Source organism: Cellulomonas fengjieae, assembly GCF_018388465.1.
In the GTDB taxonomy this organism is placed as follows: Bacteria; Actinomycetota; Actinomycetes; order Actinomycetales; family Cellulomonadaceae; genus Cellulomonas; species Cellulomonas fengjieae.
In genome coordinates, this window is the sequence record NZ_CP074404.1 from 1,388,227 (window position 1) to 1,407,990 (window position 19,764).

The following is a 19,764-nucleotide window of genomic DNA, read 5'->3' on the forward strand; positions in this document are numbered from 1 at the left end:
GTCCTTCGCCTCTGACGGAAATCCATCTCGTCGACTGTGATCCCCGGACCAGCCACCCCCGGCTGGCGAGTGGAGAGGCGATCTCGATGGAATTCGAGCTGGACAGCGGGAACACGGCGTTTATGCTCACCGCCGCGTCGCTCGTGCTGCTGATGACGCCGGGGCTGGCGTTCTTCTACGGCGGCATGGTGCGCGGCAAGAGTGTGCTGAACATGATGATGATGAGCTTCGGTGCGATCGGCGTCGCCGGTCTGATCTGGGTGCTCTACGGGTACTCCGCGGTCTTCGGCGGGGACATCGGCGGCGGGTGGCTCGGCAACCCGTTCGAGTTCTTCGGCCTCCAGGGCGCCACCGACGACCAGAGCCTCATGGCGGGCACGGGCGTGCCGTTCCTGGTGGCCGCCGGCTACCAGGCGACGTTCGCGATCATCACCGTCGCACTGATCTCCGGCGCCGTGGCGGACCGCATGAAGTTCAGCGCCTGGCTCGCCTTCACGGCACTCTGGGTGACCGTGGTCTACCTGCCGCTCGCCCACTGGGTGTGGGGCGGTGGTCTGCTCGGTGCGACCGGCCTCACGGAGAGCCTGTCCACCCCGATCGACTTCGCCGGCGGAACGGTCGTGCACATCAACGCCGGTACCGCGGGCCTGGTGATGGCGCTCGTGCTCGGGAAGCGCCGGGGCTTCGGCAAGGAGGCCATGCGGCCGCACAACCTGCCGTTCGTCATGCTGGGTGCCGCCCTCCTGTGGTTCGGCTGGTTCGGCTTCAACGCCGGCTCCGAGTTCGCCGCCGACGGCACGGCAGGCCGCGCCTGGCTCAACACGCTGCTCGCCACGGGCATCGCGATGCTCGCCTGGCTCGCCACGGAGAAGGTCCGTGACGGTCACCCCACGTCCCTCGGGGCCGCCTCCGGCATCGTCGCGGGCCTGGTCGCCATCACCCCGGCCGCTGCGGCGGTCGACACGTGGGGCGCGATCGGGATCGGCGTCGTCGCGGGTGTCCTGTGCGCCCTGGCCGTCGGCCTGAAGTTCCGGTTCGGCTACGACGACTCCCTCGACGTGGTCGGCGTCCACCTCGTCGGTGGTCTGGTCGGCACGGTCCTCATCGGCCTGTTCGCCACGGACGCGAACAGCACCTGGTACCCGGACGGCGCGCTGAACGGCCTGTTCTACGGTGGGGGCCTCACGCAGCTGATCACCCAGATCATCGTCGCGCTCGCCGCGGTGCTCTTCAGCTTCACGGCGACGTACGTCATCGCGCTCATCCTCAAGGCGACCATCGGTCTGCGGGTGTCCGACGAGGCCGAGGTCGGCGGGATCGACCTGGCTGTGCACGCTGAGACCGCATACGAGACGCTGGGCGTCGGCGCCCGCGTCGTGACGGAGGTGAAGTGATGACGAAGCTCGTGACGGCGGTCATCCAGCCGCACCGGCTGGACGATGTGAAGTCGGCCCTCGAGGCCGCGGGTGTCCGTGGTCTGACCGTGAGCGAGGCCAGCGGCTACGGCCGCCAACGCGGTCACACCGAGGTCTACCGGGGGGCCGAGTACACGGTCGACCTGGTGCCCAAGGTCAAGATCGACGTGCTCGTGAGCGACGAGGACGTGGTCGGCGTGACCGACGTCATCGTCCGCGCCGCGCAGACCGGCAAGATCGGTGACGGCAAGGTCTGGGTCGTGCCGGTCGAGGACGTGGCTCGCGTCCGCACCGGTGAGCACGGCGACGACGCCCTCTGACCAGGACGGCTGACTGCCACACATGACACAGGAACGACCGCCCACGGGGGGCGCGGTCGCGAACGGGTCGCCCGAGGTCCCGCACCCCGCGATCGGGGTGCGGGACCTCCGCACTGAGCGGCTCGATCTCGCCGCGGGCCTGACCGGCCCCGACTCCGACGGCGTCGCGCGCAGGGCTGCGATCGTCGAGCTCGTGGTCGGCCGGCTGCGCGAGCAGTGGGAGATCGCGACCGACGGCCAGGACGTCACGGGTATCGCGCTCGGCGCCGTCGGGAGCGTGGGCCGCGGGGACGCGAGCCCCGTCAGCGACCTCGACCTGCTGCTGGTGCACGAGGGCCGTGGCCACTCGGCCGAGGACCTGGCGGCCCTCGCGCAGAAGCTCTGGTACCCCATCTGGGACGCCGGACTCGATCTCGACCACTCCGTCCGGTCCCTCGCGCAGTGCCGTCAGGTGGCGTCCAAGGACCTGCCGGCGGCCGTCGGCCTGCTGGACCTCCAGCCGGTCTCCGGGGACGCCGTGGTCATCGCCCGCGCCAAGTCGGCGCTTCTGGAGGACTGGCGGTCCGCCGCGCGCCGGCGGCTGCCTGAGCTCCTCGCCTCGACCCGGCAGCGCGCCGAGCGCCACGGGGAGCTGGCCTACCTGATCGAGCCGGAGCTCAAGGAGTCGCGCGGCGGCATCCGCGACGCGGTCGTGCTCAGCGCACTGGCTGCGACCTGGCTCACCGACCGGCCGCACGGGGCGGTCGACACGGCCTACGCCCACCTGCTCGACGTGCGCGACACCGTCCAGGTGGTGACGCGCCGGCACACCAACCGGTTGCTGCTCGCGGACCAGGACGAGGTCGCCGCGCTCGTCGGCTTCGACGACCGGGACGACCTGCTGGCGAGCATCGCCGAGGCCGCGCGGGTCATCTCCTACGCGCTCGACACGACCGTGCGCAACGCGCGCCAGGCGCTGCAGCGACCCGCCATGAGGTCGATGCTCGTGCGCGGACGGCGCACCGCCCCGCGCCTGCGCACCATCGCCGAGGGGCTGGTCGAGCACGACGGCGAGATCGTCCTCGCGGTCGAGGCACGGCCCGCGGAGGACCCGCTGCTGTCGTTGCGTGCGGCCGCCACCGCGGCGCGCACGGGCCTGAGCCTGTCGCCGGTGACGGTGGCGAGCCTCACGGCCACGCCGCCGCTGCCCACGCCGTGGCCCAAGGCGGCCCGCGGGCACCTCCTGCAGCTGCTGGGCTCCGGGCCCGCGCAGGTGCCGATCTGGGAGGCGCTCGACCTCGCCGGCGTCGTGACCACCTGGATCCCGGAGTGGGCCGGTGTGCGCAACCGGCCCCAGCGCTCGGCGATCCACCGGCACACCGTCGACCGCCACCTGCTGGAGACCGTGGCCCGCGCGGGCAGGGACAAGCGCGTCGTCGAGCACGGCGACACGCTGCTGCTGGCGGCGCTCCTGCACGACATCGGCAAGCGGGCGGGGGCCGGCGACCATTCGACGGAGGGCGCGCGGCTGGCCGGGCCGATCGTCGCGCGGATGGGGTTCGACGAGCAGGTGGCGGCCGACGTCGTGCGTCTCGTGCGTGAGCACCTGACGTTGGCGGAGCTGGCCACGACGGCCGACCCGGACGACCCGGCGACCATGGCGCGGCTGCTCGACGCGGTGGACCACCGCCAGGACCTGCTGGGGCTGCTGCGCGCGCTGACCGAGGCGGACGCGGGCGCTGCGGGTCCGCAGGCGTGGAGCACGTGGCGCGCCACCCTCGTCGACGACCTGACGGCACGGGCGACCCGGGAGCTGGCAGGTACGCTGGGACGTCCGTGAAACCCGAAGCGTGAGGACCCGCAGGTGTTCGCCACCCTGTCCGACCGACTGACGTCGACCTTCAAGAACCTGCGCACCAAGGGCCGTCTGTCCGAGGCGGACATCGACGCCACCGTGCGCGAGATCCGCCGCGCGCTGCTCGATGCCGACGTCGCCGTCCCGGTCGTCCGCTCGTTCACCGGGGCCGTGCGCGAGCGCGCGCTGTCGGCAGAGGTGTCCGGTGCGCTGAACCCGGCCCAGCAGGTCGTCAAGATCGTCAACGAGGAGCTCGTCGCCATCCTCGGTGGCCAGACGCGCACGCTGAACCTCGCCAAGAACCCCCCGACCGTCATCCTGCTCGCGGGCCTGCAGGGCGCGGGAAAGACGACGCTCGCCGGCAAGCTCGCGCTGCACCTCAAGGGCCAGGGGCACACGCCCCTCCTGGTCGCCGCGGACCTGCAGCGGCCGAACGCCGTCACGCAGCTCCAGGTGGTGGGGGAGCGCGCGGGCGTCCCCGTGTTCGCGCCGCACCCGGGCAACCAGGGCAGCGACGACGTCATGCCCTTCGGCGCGGACCCGGTCGCGGTCGCGCGCGAGGGACTGGCGACCGCGAAGTCCCGGCTGCACGACGTGGTCATCGTGGACACGGCCGGCCGCCTCGGCGTCGACGCCGAGCTGATGCAGCAGGCCTCCGACATCCGTGACGCGCTCGACCCCGACGAGATCCTGTTCGTCATCGACGCGATGATCGGTCAGGACGCCGTCACCACGGCGCAGGCCTTCCAGGACGGCGTCGGGTTCACGGGCGTGGTCCTGACCAAGCTCGACGGCGACGCCCGCGGTGGTGCGGCGCTGTCCGTGGCCTCCGTGACCGGCCAGCCGATCATGTACGCGTCCACCGGTGAGAAGCTCACCGACTTCGAGGTCTTCCACCCCGACCGCATGGCGTCGCGGATCCTCGACATGGGCGACATCCTCACGCTCATCGAGCAGGCCGAGAAGGCGTTCGACGCCGGCCAGGCCGAGGAGATGGTGGACAAGCTGGCGTCGGGCAAGGACCTGACGCTCGAGGACTTCCTCACGCAGATGCAGCAACTGCGCAGCGCGGGGCCGCTGAAGAAGATGATGGGCATGCTCCCCGGCATGGGCCAGATGCGTGAGGCGCTCGACAACTTCGACGAGCGCGAGGTGGACCGCATCGAGGCGATCATCCGGTCCATGACGCCCGCGGAGCGCCGGACCCCGAAGATCATCAACGGCTCCCGCCGCGCGCGGATCGCCGCGGGTTCGGGGACCAAGCCGAGCGACGTGAACCAGCTGCTGGAGCGCTTCGACGGCGCCCAGAAGATGATGCGGCAGATGGCCAAGGGTGGTGGAGGCATGCCGGGCATGCCCCCGGGCATGGGGAACCTCCCGGGCATGGGCGGCAAGAAGTCGCGCGGCCGCACGGCGCCACCGGTCCGCAAGGTGAAGGGCAAGTCCGGCAACCCGGCCAAGCGCGCCGAGCAGGAGCGGGGCATCACGAGCAAGCCGGCGGCGCCGCAGGGGTCCGCGTTCGGCATCGCCCCCAAGGCCGAGCCCACGCAGCCTGCGGAGATCGAGCTGCCGGCCGGTCTGGACCGCTTCCTCGGCGGACGCTGAGACCCCGTGGTCCTGCACCTGCGGGGCACGGTCGTCCTCGACGACGAGCGCGAGGTCGGCGAGGCGTGGGTGGTCGGCGACCGGCTCACGTTCGATCGCCCGTCGGCCGCGCCCGACGCCGTGCTGGAGGGCTGGGTCCTGCCGGGGCTGGTCGACGTGCACTGCCACATCGGGCTGGCCTCCGACGGGCCGGTCGACGACGGTACGGCGGAGAAGCAGGCCCTGGCCGACCGCGACTCGGGCGTGCTGCTGGTCCGCGACGCCGGCTCGCCGGCGGACACCGGGTGGGTGCACGACCGCGACGACCTCCCGCGCCTGATCCGCGCGGGTCGACACCTCGCCCGGCCGAAGCGGTACCTGCGGCACTACGGTCGCGAGCTCGAGTCGGTCGACCAGCTGCCGGCCGCCGTGCGCGAGGAGGCCGCCCGCGGCGATGGCTGGGTCAAGCTCGTCGCCGACTGGATCGACCGGGACCTGGGCGCCGACGGCGACCTCCGGCCGCTGTGGCCCGCCGACGTGCTGGCCGAGGCCGTGGCGGGCGCGCACGCGGCCGGGGCGCGCGTGACGGCGCACACTTTCGCGACCGAGTCGATCGACGCGCTGCTCGACGCGGGCATCGACTGCCTCGAGCACGCCACCGGCGCGACGCCCGACCAGATCGACCGCATCGCGGCGGCCGGGATCCCGGTCACCGCGACCCTGCTGCAGATCGGCCAGTTCGAGGCCATCGCCGCGCAGGGCTCCCGGTACCCACGGTTCGCCGCCCGGATGCGGGCGCTGCACGCGCACCGGTATGCGCTGGTCCGCGACCTGCACGACGCCGGGGTGCCGGTGCTGGTGGGCACGGACGCCGGCGGGACCCTCGCCCACGGCAGGATCGCCGACGAGGCCGCCGAGCTGGTCCGCGCCGGGCTGCCGCCGCGCGACGTCGTCGCCGCGGCGAGCTGGCGGACGCGGGCGTGGCTCGGTGCCGAGGGGCTCGACGAGGGGGCGAGCGCGGACCTCGTCGTCTACGAGGCCGACCCGCGGGAGGACATCGGCGTGCTTGCTGCACCCCGGGCGGTGGTGCTGCGTGGCGACGTCGTCGCCGCCGCGCCCCGAGCCGCCCGTTGACCCGCATCCCGCGGTTGGGCAGGCCTCGCGGATCTGGCACAATGGTCGGCTGTACCCGGCGTCTGCAGCCCCTCTACCTGCCGACGTCGTGTCCCCGACCTCCCCGGCGCGCCCACCCCACGGGCAATGCGCGGAGAGGTCACCCCAGCAGACATCAGGAGAAGACCACACCGTGGCCACCAAGATCCGCCTCAAGCGCTTCGGCAAGATCCGCAGCCCGTACTACCGCATCGTCGTCGCCGACTCGCGCACCAAGCGCGACGGTCGCGTGATCGAGGAGATCGGCAAGTACCACCCCACCGAGGAGCCCTCGTTCATCGAGGTCGACTCCGAGCGTGCGCAGTACTGGCTCGGCGTCGGCGCGCAGCCGACCGAGCAGGTCGCCGTGCTGCTCAAGATCACGGGTGACTGGCAGAAGTTCAAGAACCTCCCCGGCCAGGAGGGCACCCTGCGCACCAAGGCCGACAAGGTCGACCCGAAGGACGCCATCGAGGCCGTCGCGCTCGACGCCGAGAAGGCCAAGGCCAAGGCGTCCGAGAAGGCTGCCGCCAAGAAGGCCGCCGCTGCCGAGGCTCCGGCCGAGGACGAGCAGGCCTGATGCTCGCCGACGCTCTCGAGCACCTGGTTCGTGGCATCGTCGACCACCCGGACGACGTCCGCGTGACCGCGTCGACCTTGCGCCGCGGCGATCTGCTCGAGGTGCGCGTGCACCCCGACGACCTGGGTCGCGTCATCGGCCGTGGCGGTCGGACCGCCCGTGCCCTGCGCACCGTCGTCGGTGCACTTTCCACGGACGGCGCGGTCCGCGTCGACGTCGTGGACGTCGACCGGCGCTGATCCCTCGTCGAAGGCCCGGTCCCCTAGCCTGGGGACCGGGCCTTCGCCATGACCATGAAGAACCGTGCTCGTTACGTGAGGAACCCACATGCAGCTGACCGTCGCGCGGATCGGCCGTGCCCACGGCCTGCGCGGAGAGGTCGCCCTCGACCTGCGCACCGACACCCCTGAGGAGCGGTTCGTCGTCGGCGCGGTGCTCAGCACCGAGCCGGCCGCACGCGGCCCCCTCACGGTGGCGGGCACCCGCACCCAGCACGGCAGGTGGTACGTCACGTTCGCGCAGATCACGGACCGGACCATGGCCGAGGCCATGCGCGGCACGGAGCTCGTGGTGGACGAGGAGGGCTCGGAGGAGGAGGACGCCTGGTACCCGCACGAGCTCGCCGGCCTGCGCGCGGAGCACGTGGACGGCCGGTTGCTCGGCGAGATCGTCGGCCTCGAGCACCTGCCCGCGCACGACATGCTCGTCCTGCGCGAGCCCGACGGGGCACGGACCCTGGTCCCGTTCGTGCGGGCGATCGTCCCGGTCGTCGACGTGCTCGGCGGGCGCGTGGTGCTCGACCCGCCCGGCGGCCTGCTCGCCTCCGACGCCGCCAACCTGGTGGTCTCGGACGAGACGGTCTCGCCCCGAGACGCAGACGACTGATCGTGCGCATCGACGTCGTCTCGATCTTCCCCGAGTACCTCGCGCCGCTCGACCTGTCGCTGGTCGGCAAGGCGCGTGCCTCCGGCCTGCTCGACCTGCGGGTGCACGACCTGCGCGACTCGACCACCGACCGGCACCGCACGGTGGACGACACCCCGTTCGGGGGCGGCGCCGGCATGGTGATGCGTCCCGACGTGTGGGGGACCGCCCTGGACGGTCTTCTCGGCGAGGAGACCCACCTGCTCCTGCCGACTCCGTCGGGCGAGCTGTTCACGCAGCGGACGGCCGAGTCGCTGGCCCGGGAGAGCCACCTGGTCGTGGCGTGCGGGCGGTACGAGGGGATCGACGCCCGGGTGGCCGAGCACTACCGGGAGCGCGTGCGCGTCACCGAGATCTCGCTCGGCGACTACGTGCTCAACGGCGGCGAGGTGGCTGCGCTCGTCGTCGTGGAGGCCGTCGCTCGGCTGCTGCCGGGCGTCGTCGGCAACCCCCAGTCGCTCGTGGAGGAGTCGCACGGCGCCGCGGGCCTGCTCGAGTACCCCGTGTACACCAAGCCCCCGGCCTGGGCCGGGCTGGAGGTGCCCGACGTGCTCCTGTCCGGCCACCACGCGCGGATCGCGCGCTGGCGGCGGGACACCGCGCTCGAGCGCACCGCGGCGCGCCGGCCCGACCTGGTCGCGGCGCTGCCCGTGGACGAGCTGGACGCGCAGGACCTCGCCCTGCTGGCCCGGCTGGGCTGGACGCCCACGGACGGCCGACTGGTGCGGACGCCGATTACCTGACGGTCTGGCGCGTGTGGCACACTTGTCCGTTGGTGCGCGCAGGTCGCGTCTCTGCCACAGGGGAGACGAATCACGACCACCCGGGGACTGTCCCGGACGCACCCGACCATCAGACCAAGGACGCCGGTCGAGCCCTGCACAGGGTGACCGCGACGCCCTCGACGACGTACCTGACCTGTGGCAGGGCGGGGAAGTGACATCACATGCACACGCTGGACCAGGTCGACGCAGCATCGCTGCGCACCGACATCCCGGAGTTCCGCGCCGGTGACACCCTGAAGGTCAACGTCAAGGTCGTGGAGGGCAACCGCTCCCGCATCCAGGCGTTCCAGGGTGTCTGCATCGGTCGCCAGGGCGACGGCGTCCGCGAGACGTTCACCGTCCGCAAGGTCAGCTTCCAGGTGGGAGTCGAGCGCACGTTCCCCGTGCACTCCCCGACGCTGGAGTCGATCGAGGTGCTGACCCGCGGCGACGTGCGCCGCGCCAAGCTGTACTACCTGCGCAAGCTCCGCGGCAAGAAGGCCAAGATCAAGGAGAAGCGGGACTTCACCCCCGCAGCGAAGAAGGCCTGAGCCTCCTCGCACGCGACGTCCCTGGCGGGCGGTCACCGATCCGGTGGCCGCCCGTCGGCGTTCCGGCGGTCGGGTCGTGGGCGCTCGTCGAGGCGACCCACGTGGCATCGCGCCGCAGTCTCGGGACCTGGTCGTCTGCGCATCCGGGCGCCCCGCATGCGAGAGTGTGTGGGTGATCGACCGACCCGCGCGCGACCTCGATGAGGACTCGTCGACCTCGTGGCCGGGGCAGCAGCCGCTTCGCGGCGCGCACGCAGCAGACGAGCCGGACCGCCCGAGCACCCGGCTGCCGGACGGGATCGTGCCCGGCGACGGCCCGGTGCCGCGCGGCGCGGACACCCGACGGCACGCGGCGGGACGCCGGTCGGGCGGGATCGGCTCGCTGCTGCGGGAGACGGTGATCATCCTCGTCAGCGCGATCGTGCTGTCGCTGCTGGTCAAGACGTTCCTCGTGCAGGCGTTCTTCATCCCGAGCCAGTCGATGCACGACACGCTCATCGAGCGTGACCGCATCCTGGTCAGCAAGCTCACGCCCGGTCCCTTGGACCTGCGCCGCGGTGACATCGTCGTGTTCAAGGACCCCGGTGGCTGGCTGCCCGCCGTCGCGGCCCCGGAACCGGGCGCCGTGCAGGGTGCGGTCAACTCGGCGCTGACCTACATCGGGCTCTACCCGGCCGATGCGAACGAGCACCTGGTCAAGCGCCTCATCGGGTTGCCCGGCGACCACGTCGCCTGCGCCGGTGCCGGTGAGCCGATCACGGTGAACGGCGTGCCGGTCGAGGAGCCGTACCTGGCCAACGGGGTGCTGCCCAGCGACATGGCGTTCGACATCACCGTGCCCGACAACAGCATCTGGGTCATGGGGGACAACCGGTCGCACTCCTCCGACTCGCGCTACAACCAGGGCAAGCCCGGCGGCGGCTCGGTCCCCATCGACAACGTCGTCGGCATGGCCTTCGTCACGGTGTGGCCGATCGAGCGCATCGAGCTGCTGCGGAACCCGACCAGCACGTTCGCGGACGTGCCCGTCCGGCCGTGACCCTGCTCGCCGGGCCGAGGGCAGCCGCCCCCCGCGTCGCGCCGCACCTGCGGCACGAGCGCGTCCTGCTGCGGGACGGCGCCCGTCTCCTGGCCGGCATGGACGAGGTGGGCCGCGGGTCGCTGGCCGGCCCCGTGAGCGTCGGCGTGGTCGTCGTCGATGCCGGCACCCGGTCCGCGCCCAAGGGCGTGGCGGACTCCAAGCTGCTCGCACCCGCGGCGCGTACGCGGCTTCTGCCCGCGCTCGGTCGCTGGGGCGTCGCGCGTGCCGTCGGGCACGCGAGCGCCGCCGAGATCGATGAGATCGGGATCATCGCCGCGCTGCGCTTGGCGGGGACCCGGGCGCTGGCCGCCGTGGCGCAGAGCGTCGGACCGGTGGACGTCGTCCTGCTCGACGGGTCGCACGACTGGCTCAGCCGCCCGGCTCAGCCCGACCTGTTCACGGCCGACGACCAGCTCGACGCCCCCGCGCCGCGCGTGCACGTGCGCGTGAAGGCCGACCGGACGTGCGCCTCGGTGGCGGCGGCGAGCGTGCTCGCCAAGTGCGAGCGCGACGCGATGATGGTGGACCTGGCGGCCGAGCACCCGGCGTACCGCTGGGACGAGAACAAGGGGTACGCGTCGGCGGAGCACATGGCGGCGTTGCGCGAGCTCGGCCCGAGCGTGCTGCACCGCCGCTCGTGGCGGCTGCCGGTCGCGGGCGAGGTGCTCGACGGCAGCGTCCTCGTTGGCGGCGCGCCGTTCGGTGCGGGTGATCCGTCGGACGTGGAAGGGCTGCTCGACGCCGGTGCGGTCCTCGTCCCGGACGAGGACGAGGCGTTCTGACGGCCGGGTGTCGTCGCGTCGGGCGGCTCGGGCTGCGAGATGGGGGATGATGTCCCGGTGAGCGCGGAGGACCTGGAGAACTACGAGACCGACATGGAGCTCGCGCTGTACCGCGAGTACCGCGACGTCGTAGGGCTCTTCTCCTACGTCGTGGAGACCGAACGGCGGTTCTACCTCGCCAACCAGGTGGACCTGCAGGTGCGTTCGGCCGCGGGCGAGGTGTACTTCGAGCTGACGCTCGCCGACGCCTGGGTGTGGGACGTCTACCGCTCCGCCCGGTTCGTGAAGTCGGTGCGCGTCGTGACGTTCAAGGACGTCAACGTCGAGGAGCTGGCGAAGCCGGAGCTCGACCTCGGGGGCAGCGCGGGCTTCGCCCGCTGACGCAGCGGCGAGACGGCGGCTGCCGCTCGTCGGCCCCCGCGGTCGTCGTCGAGCCGCCCACAGCCCGCGCGATCGTCCCGGCGCCCACGGACCCCTCGGTGCCCCCGCCGGGCGCGCTCGCGCCCTGGCAGCGTCCCGCTACGGAGGTGGTCCGGTGCGCGCGAAGGACGCAGTGGGGCGGTACGGGGAGGACGTGGCCGAGGCGCACGTCCGGGACCGCGGGTGGGACGTGCTCGACCGGAACTGGCGTACCCGGGAGGGCGAGCTCGACCTGGTCGCCCTCGACGGCGACGAGCTCGTCGTCGTGGAGGTCAAGACCCGTCGGTCGATCGCGTTCGGGCACCCTGCTGAGGCGGTGACCGCGCGCAAGCTCGCGCGGGTGCGGCGGCTCGCGGCACTGTGGCTGGCCGCGCACGACGTGCACCCGCGGTCGGTGCGCGTCGACGTGATCGCCGTGCTCCTCCCCGGGCGGGGTGCGGCACAGGTCGACCACCTGGTGGGGGTGGTCTGAGTGGTCCTGGGCCGCACGCTGGGCGTCGCACTGGTCGGGCTGACGGGTCACGTGGTGGAGGTCGAGGCGCACCTCGCACCGTCGCTGCCCGCGTTCACCCTGGTCGGTCTGCCCGACGCCTCGCTGGCGGAGGCGCGCGACCGGGTACGGGCGGCGGTCACGTCGTCGGGCCTCGCCTGGCCCAACCGGCGCATCACGGTCAACCTCTCGCCCGCGACGCTGCCCAAGTCCGGCTCGGGCTTCGACCTGGCGATCGCGGTCGCCACCCTCGCGGGTGCGGAGGCGATCGATCCGGCCGGACCGTGTGACGTGGTGCACCTGGGGGAGCTCGGGCTCGACGGGCGGCTCCGGCCGGTGCGCGGCGTGCTGCCCGCCGTCGCGGCCGCCGTCGCCGCCGGTCATCGCCGGGTGGTCGTCGCGCAGGCGAACGCGGCGGAGGCGCGGCTGGTGCCGGGTGCGCAGGTCGTCGCAGCCGCCAGCCTGGCCGAGGTGGCCGCGGGCTACGGTGCCAGCGTCGACGTGCCGGACGTGGCGCCGGTCGCGACGGAGCCCGTGCCGGTGCAGTCCCGCACCTCGTCGCTGGACCTGGCCGACGTGGTGGGCCAGGACGAGGCGCGCGGCTGCCTGGAGGTGGCCGCCGCGGGAGGCCACCACCTACTGATGGTGGGTCCGCCGGGCACCGGCAAGACCATGCTGGCGGCCCGGCTGCCGGGTCTGCTGCCGGACCTGTCGGAGGCGGACGCGGTGGAGGTGACCGCGGTGCACTCGGTGGCCGGGGCCTTCGATCCCGGTGGCGGCCTCGTCCGTCGCCCGCCGTTCGAGGACCCGCACCACACGGCGACCCCGGCGAGCGTGGTCGGGGGCGGCTCGGGGACGCCGCGGCCCGGGGCGGCCTCGCGCGCCCACCGCGGTGTGCTCTTCCTCGACGAGGCGCCGGAGTTCTCGACGGCCGTCCTGCAGACGCTGCGGCAACCGCTCGAGCACGGTGAGCTCGTCCTGCACCGTGCCGCGGGCACCGCCCGCTACCCGGCCAGGTTCCAGCTCGTCCTGGCCGCGAACCCCTGCCCGTGCGGGCAGGCCGTCGGCAAAGGGCTGGCGTGCACGTGCCGGAGCGAGCAGCGCCGCCGGTACTTCGGCAAGCTCTCCGGGCCGCTGCTCGACCGGGTGGATCTGCAGGTCGAGCTGAGCCCGGCGCGCGCGGGGGCAGGTGCGGGCGAGTCCACGGCAACCGTCGCGTCGCGCGTGCTCGGCGCCCGGGGGGAGCAGGCCGCACGGCTCGTCGGGACACCGTGGCGGACCAACGGTGAGGTGCCCGGCAGCTGGTTGCGCGAGCGGCTCGGCCCCGACCGCAGCCTGGTGGCGGACCTGGACCGGGCGCTGGACCGCGGGACCCTGAGCCTGCGTGGCGTCGACCGTGTCCTGCGGGTCGCGTGGACGCTGGCCGACCTGGACGGCCGGGCGGCACCGTCCAGGTCGGACGTCGGGCAAGCGGTGCTGCTGCGGACGCGGGGGAGCGGCGCATGAGCGACGTCGACGCGGACGTGCTCGCCCGCGCGACGTGGAGCGCGCTGGTGGAGCCGGGTGACCCCGTGGCGGGGACACTGGTCGCCACCCTCGGGGCCGCCGCCGCGCTCGCGTGGGTCCGGTGCGCGCTGCGGGAGGGGCCGGACCTGTCGTCCGTCGAGGAGCACCACGGTCCGCTGGTCGACGCGGACCGCCGCCGGGTCTCCCGGGCGCTGACACGGTGGGCCGTCCGGCTGCCGGACCTCGACGCCGCCGGTGCCCGGGACCGTCTCGACCGCCTCGATGGTGCGCTGCTGGTGCCCGACGACCCACGGTGGCCCGCCGGCCTGGACGACCTCGGGTCGGAGGCGCCGTTCTGCCTGTGGGTGCGCGGCGAGCCGGACGTCGGCGCGGCGCTGGAGAGCTCGGTGGCCGTGGTGGGGTCGCGCGCGGCGACGTCGTACGGGGAGCGCGTCGCGTTCGACCTCGCCGACGCGCTGGCGGGGGGAGGCCTGTGCGTGGTGTCGGGTGGGGCCTACGGCATCGACGCCGCCGCGCACCGCGGTGCCGTGGCCCGGGCCGGTCGCACGATCGTCGTGCTCGCCGGCGGCGTCGACCGGGCCTACCCCGCGGGCAACGCTCGGCTCCTCGAGACCGTGGTGGGTGCGGGGGGCGCGCTCGTGTCGGAGGTGCCTCCCGGCAGCCTGCCGACGAAGAGCCGGTTCCTGCAGCGCAACCGGCTGATCGCCGCGGCAGGCCGGGCGACCGTCGTGGTGGAGGCGGCGTGGCGCTCGGGTGCGATGAGCACCGCGCACCACGCCGCGCGCCTCCTGCGTCCGGTGGGAGCCGTTCCCGGCCCCGTGACGTCCGTGGCGTCGGCGGGGTGCCACCGGCTCCTGCGGGAGGGTGTCGCGGTGTGCGTGACCGACGCGGTCGAGGTCCGTGAGCTCGCCGGCCTGGTCGGCGCCGAGCTGGCTGCGGGTGTGGCGGCCGACCGAGAGGCGGACGCGCGTGCCGCCCGCCCGCGGGACGGCCTCGACTCGACGTCTCGCCGGGTGCTGGACGCCCTGCCGCGCCGGGGGCCGGCTGACCTGCCGCGTGTCGCGAGCCTCGCCGGGGTGTCTCTCGGCGAGGCGAGGGGCGCGCTCGGTCTGCTCGAGCTCGGCGGGTGGGCGCGGCGGCGCGACGAGGGCTGGGTCGCCGTCCCGCCCGCGCGATCATGACCGGCTCGCCGGGTCAAGAAGGCGCGCCGAACCGCATGAGCAACGCGCGAGGGTGAGTTCGGCGCAGGGTGAAAAAGCCGCGCAACCGGGCCATTGTTGATAGGCGAATCGGACATCGTGACGGGAATCACCCAGCGTTACGCCATGCAGGTGAAAGTCGTCCTTGTTACCTGCACCGTTTCAGGTCACGGTACTCATATGGACACGGTCGAGATCACCGCAGGGACGGCGCACCGTGCGCGTCTCCTGTCGGAGTTCTCCACCCACCTGCGGGCCCAGCGCGGATTGTCCGAGCACACGATTCGGGCATATCTCGGCGATGTCGACCTGCTTCTGGGATATGCCTCCCGGCACGGCCGGATGACCCTGGACGCCATCGACCTCGGTGTCCTGCGCAGCTGGCTCGCCTCCATGGCCGTCACGCGCCACAGCCGCGCCACGCTCGCCCGCCGCGGTGCCGCCGTCCGCACCTTCTTCGCCTGGGCCGCCCGCACGCACCGCATCCCGGTGGACCCCGCGGTCAGGCTGGCGACCGCCCGCACCACCTCCACGCTGCCGACCGTGCTGCGGGTCGAGCCCGTGACCCAGCTGCTCGACGGGGCGCGCGAGCGGGCCGTCGACGGGGATCCCGTCGCCCTGCGTGACTGGGCGCTGCTCGAGCTGCTCTACGCGACCGGCGTGCGGATCGGCGAGCTGTGCGGAGCGGACCTCAGGGACGCCGACGTGCACGAGCGCGCGCTGCGCGTGGTCGGCAAGGGGGACAAGGAGCGGGTCGTCCCGTTCGGGGGACCCGCCACCACGGCGCTCGGTGCCTGGCTGGACCAGGGACGGCCGCAGCTCGCCCGACCGACGTCGCCGGACGCGCTCTTCCTCGGTCTGCGCGGCGGGCGTCTCGACCAGCGGCAGGCGCGCTCGGTCGTGCACCAGGCCGCCAACCTCGCGGGGGTCGACGACGTCGCGCCCCACGGACTGCGTCACACCGCGGCCACCCACCTCCTGGAGGGCGGCTCCGACCTGCGCAGCGTGCAGGAGCTCCTCGGTCACTCGAGCCTCGCCACGACGCAGCGCTACACCCACGTCTCCGCCGAGCGGCTCCGCTCGGCGTTCCAGCAAGCGCACCCCCGAGCATGAGGCACACGATGGAGTCGACGATGACGACGCAGCTGGACGCTCCCTTCCCGGTGCACACCCGGTTGACCAGCACGGCGCCCGGCGGCGTCATCCCGCAGCCGCGGTCGGCCGAGGACGCCCTGGCCGCGCCGACGACCGTCCCGATCACGCGCGGGGTCCCCAGCCGGCGCGCGCCGCTGGCGCCGACCCGCTCCGTCGAGGAGGTCGACGCCCTGTGGGAGGGCTACAAGTCGTCGTCGTCCGCCAGGGCGCGTGAGAGCCTGATCCTGCACTACGCCCCCCTCGTCGCCGCGGTGGCCGGACGGGTCGGGATGCGCCTGCCGAGCACCGTCGAGCAGGCCGACCTGGTCTCGTACGGCATGTTCGGCCTCATCGACGCGATCGAGAAGTACCAGATCGACCGCTCGGTCAAGTTCGAGTCCTACGCGTCGTCGCGCATCCGCGGCGCGATCATCGACGAGCTGCGCGCGATGGACTGGGTCCCGCGCTCGGTCCGCACGAAGGCGCGCTCGGTCGACCGCGCCTACGCCGAGCTCGAGGCCAAGCTGCACCGCACGCCCACCGAGGACGAGGTCGCCCGCCACCTCGACATGCCGGTCGAGGATCTGCGCGCGATCTACTCGCAGCTCTCCACCGTCAACGTGGCGGCGCTCGACGAGCTGCTCGGTGGCGGTGACGACCGCCCGGGTGGTGTCTCCCTGGGCGACACGCTCGGTGACGAGCGCACGGCCGACCCCGCCAGCTCGATCGAGGCGGCCGAGACCAAGTTCCTGCTCGCCCGCGCCATCGAGTGTCTGGGTGAGCGCGAGCGGATCGTCGTCGTCCTGTACTACTACGAGGGCATGACCCTGGCCGAGATCGGCCGCGTGCTCGGAGTGACCGAGTCGCGCATCTCCCAGATGCACACCGCCGCGATGGTCCGGCTCCGCACGCGGCTGGTCGAGGCCGAGCGGGCCTGACCGCGCCGAAGCGGGCCAGCCGCGCCGAAGCGGGCCTGATCCGACCGAGCGGCCCGACCTGAGCCCGGCTGCGCTCACCGGCCGTCCCCCAGGGGGAGCAGGACCACGGGCCCGGCGCCCGGCAGCAACGCGAGCGGGTCGACGTACTCGGCCCCGACCCGCACGCCCCAGTGCACGCAGGCCGCGGGCTCGCAGTGGGAGCCGTCCAGGGAGACGGCGCCGAGGCGCGCTCCTGCCGCGACGAGGTCCCCGACGCGCACCGCGGGCACCGTCGGTTCGAGGCTGGACCGGCGGCCCTGCGCGTCGGTCACCGTGACCACGCCGCGCCCGGCGACGGACCCGGCGTAGGTCACCACGCCGGCGACCGGAGACAGCACGTCGGCGCCCAGGGCCGAGCGCAGGTCGACGCCGCGGTGGCCGGCGGCCCAGGCGGTCGGTGGCGGCACGAAGGCGCGGACCACGTCGGCGGTCCCGGCGACCGGGAGCCGGTACGTGCCCGCTGACGGCGCCGGCCCGACCGGCCCGGCCGCGCCCGCGGAGGACTGCACCACCAGCGCGACGGTGAGGAGGGCCACGGCGGTGCCGAGGGTCACCACCAGGCGGGCAGCAGGAGCCCGTAGCAGTGACGTGAGACGGTGACGGCGGGCGGGACGCGCGGGCTCGGATCGGGTCATCCTGGGATGTTCCGCGCCGTCGGGCGGTGCCGGAGGACCTCGGCGGCGACCTGTGAGCGAGGGGCGTCGTGGCGGGGCTGTGGGCGGCTCGGGGCGGCGCCGGGCGGGCGTCGCACCGACCAGGTCCGCCGATCCGCTAAACTCGCAGGTGCGACCGGTCCGTACCGGTCGACTTCGCGCGTCATCCACCCGATCCGGGGCCCGTCAGCTATGCCGACGAGCTCCACGACGGGGTCGATCTCCGCAGCGGTCCGGGCTCCTGCACCAGTGGCAGACCCGGAGCGGACGACGACATGGCGCCAGGGGCGCCGACCAACCGGTCGGAGCCGACAACCGAGATGCGGGCCCGGACGGGTCCGCCTTGACGCGTGCACCTCACGGTGCGCGCCGGAAGGACGTGCCATGGCCGTCGTGACCATGCGCCAGCTGCTCGAGAGCGGTGTCCACTTCGGACACCAGACCCGCCGCTGGAACCCCAAGATGAAGCGCTTCATCTTCACCGAGCGCAACGGCATCTACATCGTCGACCTGCAGCAGTCGCTGTCGTACATCGACAACGCCTACGACTTCGTCAGCCAGACCGTCGCGCACGGCGGCACCATCCTGTTCGTCGGCACCAAGAAGCAGGCGCAGGAGCCGGTCGCCGACCAGGCCGCGCGCGTCGGCATGCCGTACGTCAACCAGCGCTGGCTCGGTGGGATGCTCACCAACTTCAGCACGGTGCACAAGCGTCTCCAGCGCCTCAAGGAGCTGGAGCAGATCGACTTCGACGACGTGGCGGGCTCGAACCTCACGAAGAAGGAGCTGCTCGTCCTGCGCCGCGAGAAGGACAAGCTCGCGAAGACGCTGGGCGGCATCCGCGACATGGCCAAGGTTCCCTCGGCCGTCTGGATCGTCGACACGAACAAGGAGCACCTCGCCGTCAACGAGGCGCGCAAGCTCGGCATCCCCGTCGTCGCGATCCTCGACACCAACTGCGACCCGGACGTCGTCGACTACCCGATCCCGGGCAACGACGACGCCATCCGCGCCGTCCAGCTGCTGACCCGCGTGATCGCGGACGCCGCGGCCGACGGTCTGCTCAAGCGTCACTCGGGTCGCACCGCGGCCGCCGAGGGCACCACGACCGACGCCGAGCCGCTGGCCGAGTGGGAGCGCGAGCTGCTCGCCGGCGCCGAGGCCGACCTGGCCGGTGCCGAGGTTGCCGCTGACGCCACCGAGGCCGTCGCCGAGGCGCAGGAAGAGATCGCCGAGGAGGTCGCCTCCGAGCCGATCGTCGTCGACCCTGCGGCCGACGAGGTCGTCGCCGAGGCGCTGGCCGACGAGGTCGTCGCCGAGGCCGTTGTCGAGGACTTCGAGGCTGCGGCCAAGGTCGTCCCGAACGAGGTCCAGACCGAGGCGGCCGAGCCCGCCTTCGTCGAGCCGGCCGCCGAGGGCGACGCCGACTCCAAGTGATCGCGCCGGCACCGCGGCACGGCACCGGGCCGTCGAGGCCCCGCACCACCTCTTATGACTCACGACGAACGGGGACGACTGATGGCGAACTACTCGCTCGCAGACATCAAGGCGCTGCGCGAGAAGACCGGCGCCGGGATGATGGATGTCAAGAAGGCGCTCGAGGAAGCCGAGGGCGACTCCGACAAGGCGCTGGAGATCATCCGCGTCAAGGGCCTCAAGGGTGTCGGCAAGCGCGAGGGCCGCTCGGCCTCGGACGGCCTCGTCGCCGCCCACGTCGGCCCGACGGCCGACGGCGAGGGCCAGACGGGTGTGCTCGTCGAGGTCAACTCGGAGACCGACTTCGTCGCCAAGAGCCCGAACTTCGTGGCCCTGGCAGCCCGCGTCCTCGCGGCCGCGGTCGACTCCCCGGCCCGCGACGCCGACGCGCTGCTGGCCTCGGAGGTCGACGGCACCAGCGTCCAGTCGATCGTCGACGAGACCGCCGCCACCCTCGGTGAGCGCATCGTCGTGCGCCGCCTGGCCCGGCTGGCCGGCGAGCACGTCGAGGTCTACCTGCACAAGGTCAGCAAGGACCTGCCCCCCCAGGTCGGCGTGCTCGTCGCGACCGACGCTGCGGGCGCCGGCGTGGCCCGTGACGTCGCGACGCACATCGCGGCGTTCTCGCCCACGTACCTCACGCGCGAGGAGGTCCCGGCCGACGTCGTCGCCAGCGAGCGCCACATCGCCGAGGAGACCGCCCGCAACGAGGGCAAGCCCGAGGCTGCGCTGCCGAAGATCATCGAGGGCCGCCTGAACGGCTACTTCAAGGAGAACGTCCTGCTCGAGCAGGCGTTCGCCAAGGACAACAAGAAGACGGTCGCGCAGGTCCTCACCGAGGCAGGCGGCACCGTCACGGGCTTCGTCCGCTACCGCGTGGGAGCCTGACCCCCAGCGGGTC

The 19,764-nt window shown here is 73.2% G+C and carries 21 protein-coding genes; 20 read left to right on the top strand and 1 reads right to left on the bottom strand.

The features are described 5' to 3' along the window. The first annotated feature begins 86 nt into the window (after window positions 1-86). From KG102_RS06420 to whiG, 18 genes are all read left to right on the top strand, one after another. A complete protein-coding gene (locus KG102_RS06420) occupies window positions 87-1,394 on the top strand; it encodes an ammonium transporter (RefSeq protein WP_208213932.1) in 1,308 nt (435 codons plus the stop codon). Beyond that, entirely contained in the window at window positions 1,394-1,735 is a 342-nt protein-coding gene (locus KG102_RS06425; protein ID WP_208213931.1) for a P-II family nitrogen regulator, read from the top strand. Before KG102_RS06420 ends, KG102_RS06425 begins: the two co-directional genes overlap by 1 nt. A gap of 22 nt (window positions 1,736-1,757) precedes the next feature. Continuing rightward, on the top strand, window positions 1,758-3,554 hold the full coding sequence (locus tag KG102_RS06430; RefSeq protein ID WP_208213930.1) for a [protein-PII] uridylyltransferase: 1,797 nt from the start codon (window positions 1,758-1,760) through the stop codon (window positions 3,552-3,554). 24 nt (window positions 3,555-3,578) lie between these two features. Continuing rightward, window positions 3,579-5,174 carry a signal recognition particle protein gene (ffh, locus tag KG102_RS06435; RefSeq protein ID WP_208289206.1) on the top strand — a complete coding sequence of 532 codons (1,596 nt, stop codon included), beginning with the start codon at window positions 3,579-3,581 and terminating at the stop codon, window positions 5,172-5,174. A gap of 6 nt (window positions 5,175-5,180) precedes the next feature. Further along, a complete protein-coding gene (locus tag KG102_RS06440) occupies window positions 5,181-6,287 on the top strand; it encodes an amidohydrolase family protein (RefSeq protein WP_208289204.1) in 1,107 nt (368 codons plus the stop codon). A 172-nt stretch (window positions 6,288-6,459) separates the two neighbouring features. Continuing rightward, complete coding sequence (gene rpsP / locus KG102_RS06445; protein WP_208213927.1) at window positions 6,460-6,885, top strand: 30S ribosomal protein S16; 426 nt, start codon at window positions 6,460-6,462, stop codon at window positions 6,883-6,885. Next, window positions 6,885-7,124, top strand: a complete 240-nt coding sequence (locus tag KG102_RS06450) for an RNA-binding protein (RefSeq protein ID WP_208213926.1) — start codon at window positions 6,885-6,887, stop codon at window positions 7,122-7,124. The genes rpsP and KG102_RS06450 overlap by 1 nt, the downstream gene beginning before the upstream one ends. 88 nt (window positions 7,125-7,212) lie before the next feature. After that, window positions 7,213-7,770, top strand: a complete 558-nt coding sequence (rimM, locus tag KG102_RS06455) for a ribosome maturation factor RimM (protein ID WP_208289202.1) — start codon at window positions 7,213-7,215, stop codon at window positions 7,768-7,770. Between the two features lie 2 nt (window positions 7,771-7,772). Further along, window positions 7,773-8,552 (top strand): tRNA (guanosine(37)-N1)-methyltransferase TrmD, encoded by a 780-nt coding sequence (gene trmD, locus KG102_RS06460; RefSeq protein WP_208289201.1) that lies wholly within the window; start codon window positions 7,773-7,775, stop codon window positions 8,550-8,552. 203 nt (window positions 8,553-8,755) lie between these two features. Continuing rightward, window positions 8,756-9,124, top strand: coding sequence for a 50S ribosomal protein L19 (rplS, locus tag KG102_RS06465; protein ID WP_208213923.1), 369 nt, complete (start codon window positions 8,756-8,758; stop codon window positions 9,122-9,124). 172 nt (window positions 9,125-9,296) lie between these two features. After that, window positions 9,297-10,163, top strand: coding sequence for a signal peptidase I (lepB, locus tag KG102_RS06470; RefSeq protein WP_372438347.1), 867 nt, complete (start codon window positions 9,297-9,299; stop codon window positions 10,161-10,163). Next, on the top strand, window positions 10,160-10,987 hold the full coding sequence (locus KG102_RS06475; RefSeq protein WP_249667496.1) for a ribonuclease HII: 828 nt from the start codon (window positions 10,160-10,162) through the stop codon (window positions 10,985-10,987). The genes lepB and KG102_RS06475 overlap by 4 nt, the downstream gene beginning before the upstream one ends. A 57-nt stretch (window positions 10,988-11,044) precedes the next feature. Beyond that, window positions 11,045-11,368, top strand: a complete 324-nt coding sequence (locus KG102_RS06480) for a DUF2469 domain-containing protein (protein WP_208213922.1) — start codon at window positions 11,045-11,047, stop codon at window positions 11,366-11,368. Between the two features lie 154 nt (window positions 11,369-11,522). Continuing rightward, on the top strand, window positions 11,523-11,879 hold the full coding sequence (locus KG102_RS06485) for a YraN family protein (RefSeq protein WP_208213921.1): 357 nt from the start codon (window positions 11,523-11,525) through the stop codon (window positions 11,877-11,879). Further along, window positions 11,880-13,403 (top strand): YifB family Mg chelatase-like AAA ATPase, encoded by a 1,524-nt coding sequence (locus KG102_RS06490; RefSeq protein WP_208289200.1) that lies wholly within the window; start codon window positions 11,880-11,882, stop codon window positions 13,401-13,403. Next, window positions 13,400-14,605 carry a DNA-processing protein DprA gene (gene dprA, locus KG102_RS06495; RefSeq protein ID WP_208289199.1) on the top strand — a complete coding sequence of 402 codons (1,206 nt, stop codon included), beginning with the start codon at window positions 13,400-13,402 and terminating at the stop codon, window positions 14,603-14,605. The genes KG102_RS06490 and dprA overlap by 4 nt, the downstream gene beginning before the upstream one ends. A gap of 198 nt (window positions 14,606-14,803) precedes the next feature. Further along, complete coding sequence (locus KG102_RS06500) at window positions 14,804-15,736, top strand: tyrosine recombinase XerC (RefSeq protein WP_208213918.1); 933 nt, start codon at window positions 14,804-14,806, stop codon at window positions 15,734-15,736. Between the two features lie 20 nt (window positions 15,737-15,756). Further along, entirely contained in the window at window positions 15,757-16,695 is a 939-nt protein-coding gene (gene whiG / locus KG102_RS06505) for an RNA polymerase sigma factor WhiG (protein WP_208213917.1), read from the top strand. Window positions 16,696-16,769: 74 nt separating this feature from the next. Here whiG and KG102_RS06510 read toward each other — a convergent pair whose 3' ends face one another. Continuing rightward, entirely contained in the window at window positions 16,770-17,369 is a 600-nt protein-coding gene (locus KG102_RS06510) for a M23 family metallopeptidase (protein WP_208289198.1), read from the bottom strand. 402 nt (window positions 17,370-17,771) lie between these two features. Between KG102_RS06510 and rpsB the strand changes: the two genes are divergently transcribed. After that, window positions 17,772-18,824, top strand: a complete 1,053-nt coding sequence (rpsB, locus tag KG102_RS06515) for a 30S ribosomal protein S2 (RefSeq protein ID WP_208289197.1) — start codon at window positions 17,772-17,774, stop codon at window positions 18,822-18,824. Between the two features lie 81 nt (window positions 18,825-18,905). Further along, the gene (tsf, locus tag KG102_RS06520; protein ID WP_208289196.1) at window positions 18,906-19,751 is read left to right on the top strand and encodes a translation elongation factor Ts; all 846 of its coding nucleotides are present in this window, start codon (window positions 18,906-18,908) and stop codon (window positions 19,749-19,751) included. Window positions 19,752-19,764 lie beyond the last annotated feature (13 nt).

Excerpts from the sequence above, each read along its gene's own strand:
- KG102_RS06420 (WP_208213932.1), top strand. The coding sequence starts at position 87 with ATGGAATTCGAGCTGGACAGCGGGAACACGGCGTTTATGCTCACCGCC.
- KG102_RS06425 (WP_208213931.1), top strand. The coding sequence starts at position 1,394 with ATGACGAAGCTCGTGACGGCGGTCATCCAGCCGCACCGGCTGGACGAT.
- KG102_RS06430 (WP_208213930.1), top strand. The coding sequence starts at position 1,758 with ATGACACAGGAACGACCGCCCACGGGGGGCGCGGTCGCGAACGGGTCG.
- KG102_RS06450 (WP_208213926.1), top strand. The coding sequence starts at position 6,885 with ATGCTCGCCGACGCTCTCGAGCACCTGGTTCGTGGCATCGTCGACCAC.
- rimM (WP_208289202.1), top strand. The coding sequence starts at position 7,213 with ATGCAGCTGACCGTCGCGCGGATCGGCCGTGCCCACGGCCTGCGCGGA.
- rplS (WP_208213923.1), top strand. The coding sequence starts at position 8,756 with ATGCACACGCTGGACCAGGTCGACGCAGCATCGCTGCGCACCGACATC.
- dprA (WP_208289199.1), top strand. The coding sequence starts at position 13,400 with ATGAGCGACGTCGACGCGGACGTGCTCGCCCGCGCGACGTGGAGCGCG.
- KG102_RS06500 (WP_208213918.1), top strand. The coding sequence starts at position 14,804 with ATGGACACGGTCGAGATCACCGCAGGGACGGCGCACCGTGCGCGTCTC.
- whiG (WP_208213917.1), top strand. The coding sequence starts at position 15,757 with ATGACGACGCAGCTGGACGCTCCCTTCCCGGTGCACACCCGGTTGACC.
- KG102_RS06510 (WP_208289198.1), bottom strand. The coding sequence starts at position 17,369 with ATGACCCGATCCGAGCCCGCGCGTCCCGCCCGCCGTCACCGTCTCACG.
- rpsB (WP_208289197.1), top strand. The coding sequence starts at position 17,772 with ATGGCCGTCGTGACCATGCGCCAGCTGCTCGAGAGCGGTGTCCACTTC.
- tsf (WP_208289196.1), top strand. The coding sequence starts at position 18,906 with ATGGCGAACTACTCGCTCGCAGACATCAAGGCGCTGCGCGAGAAGACC.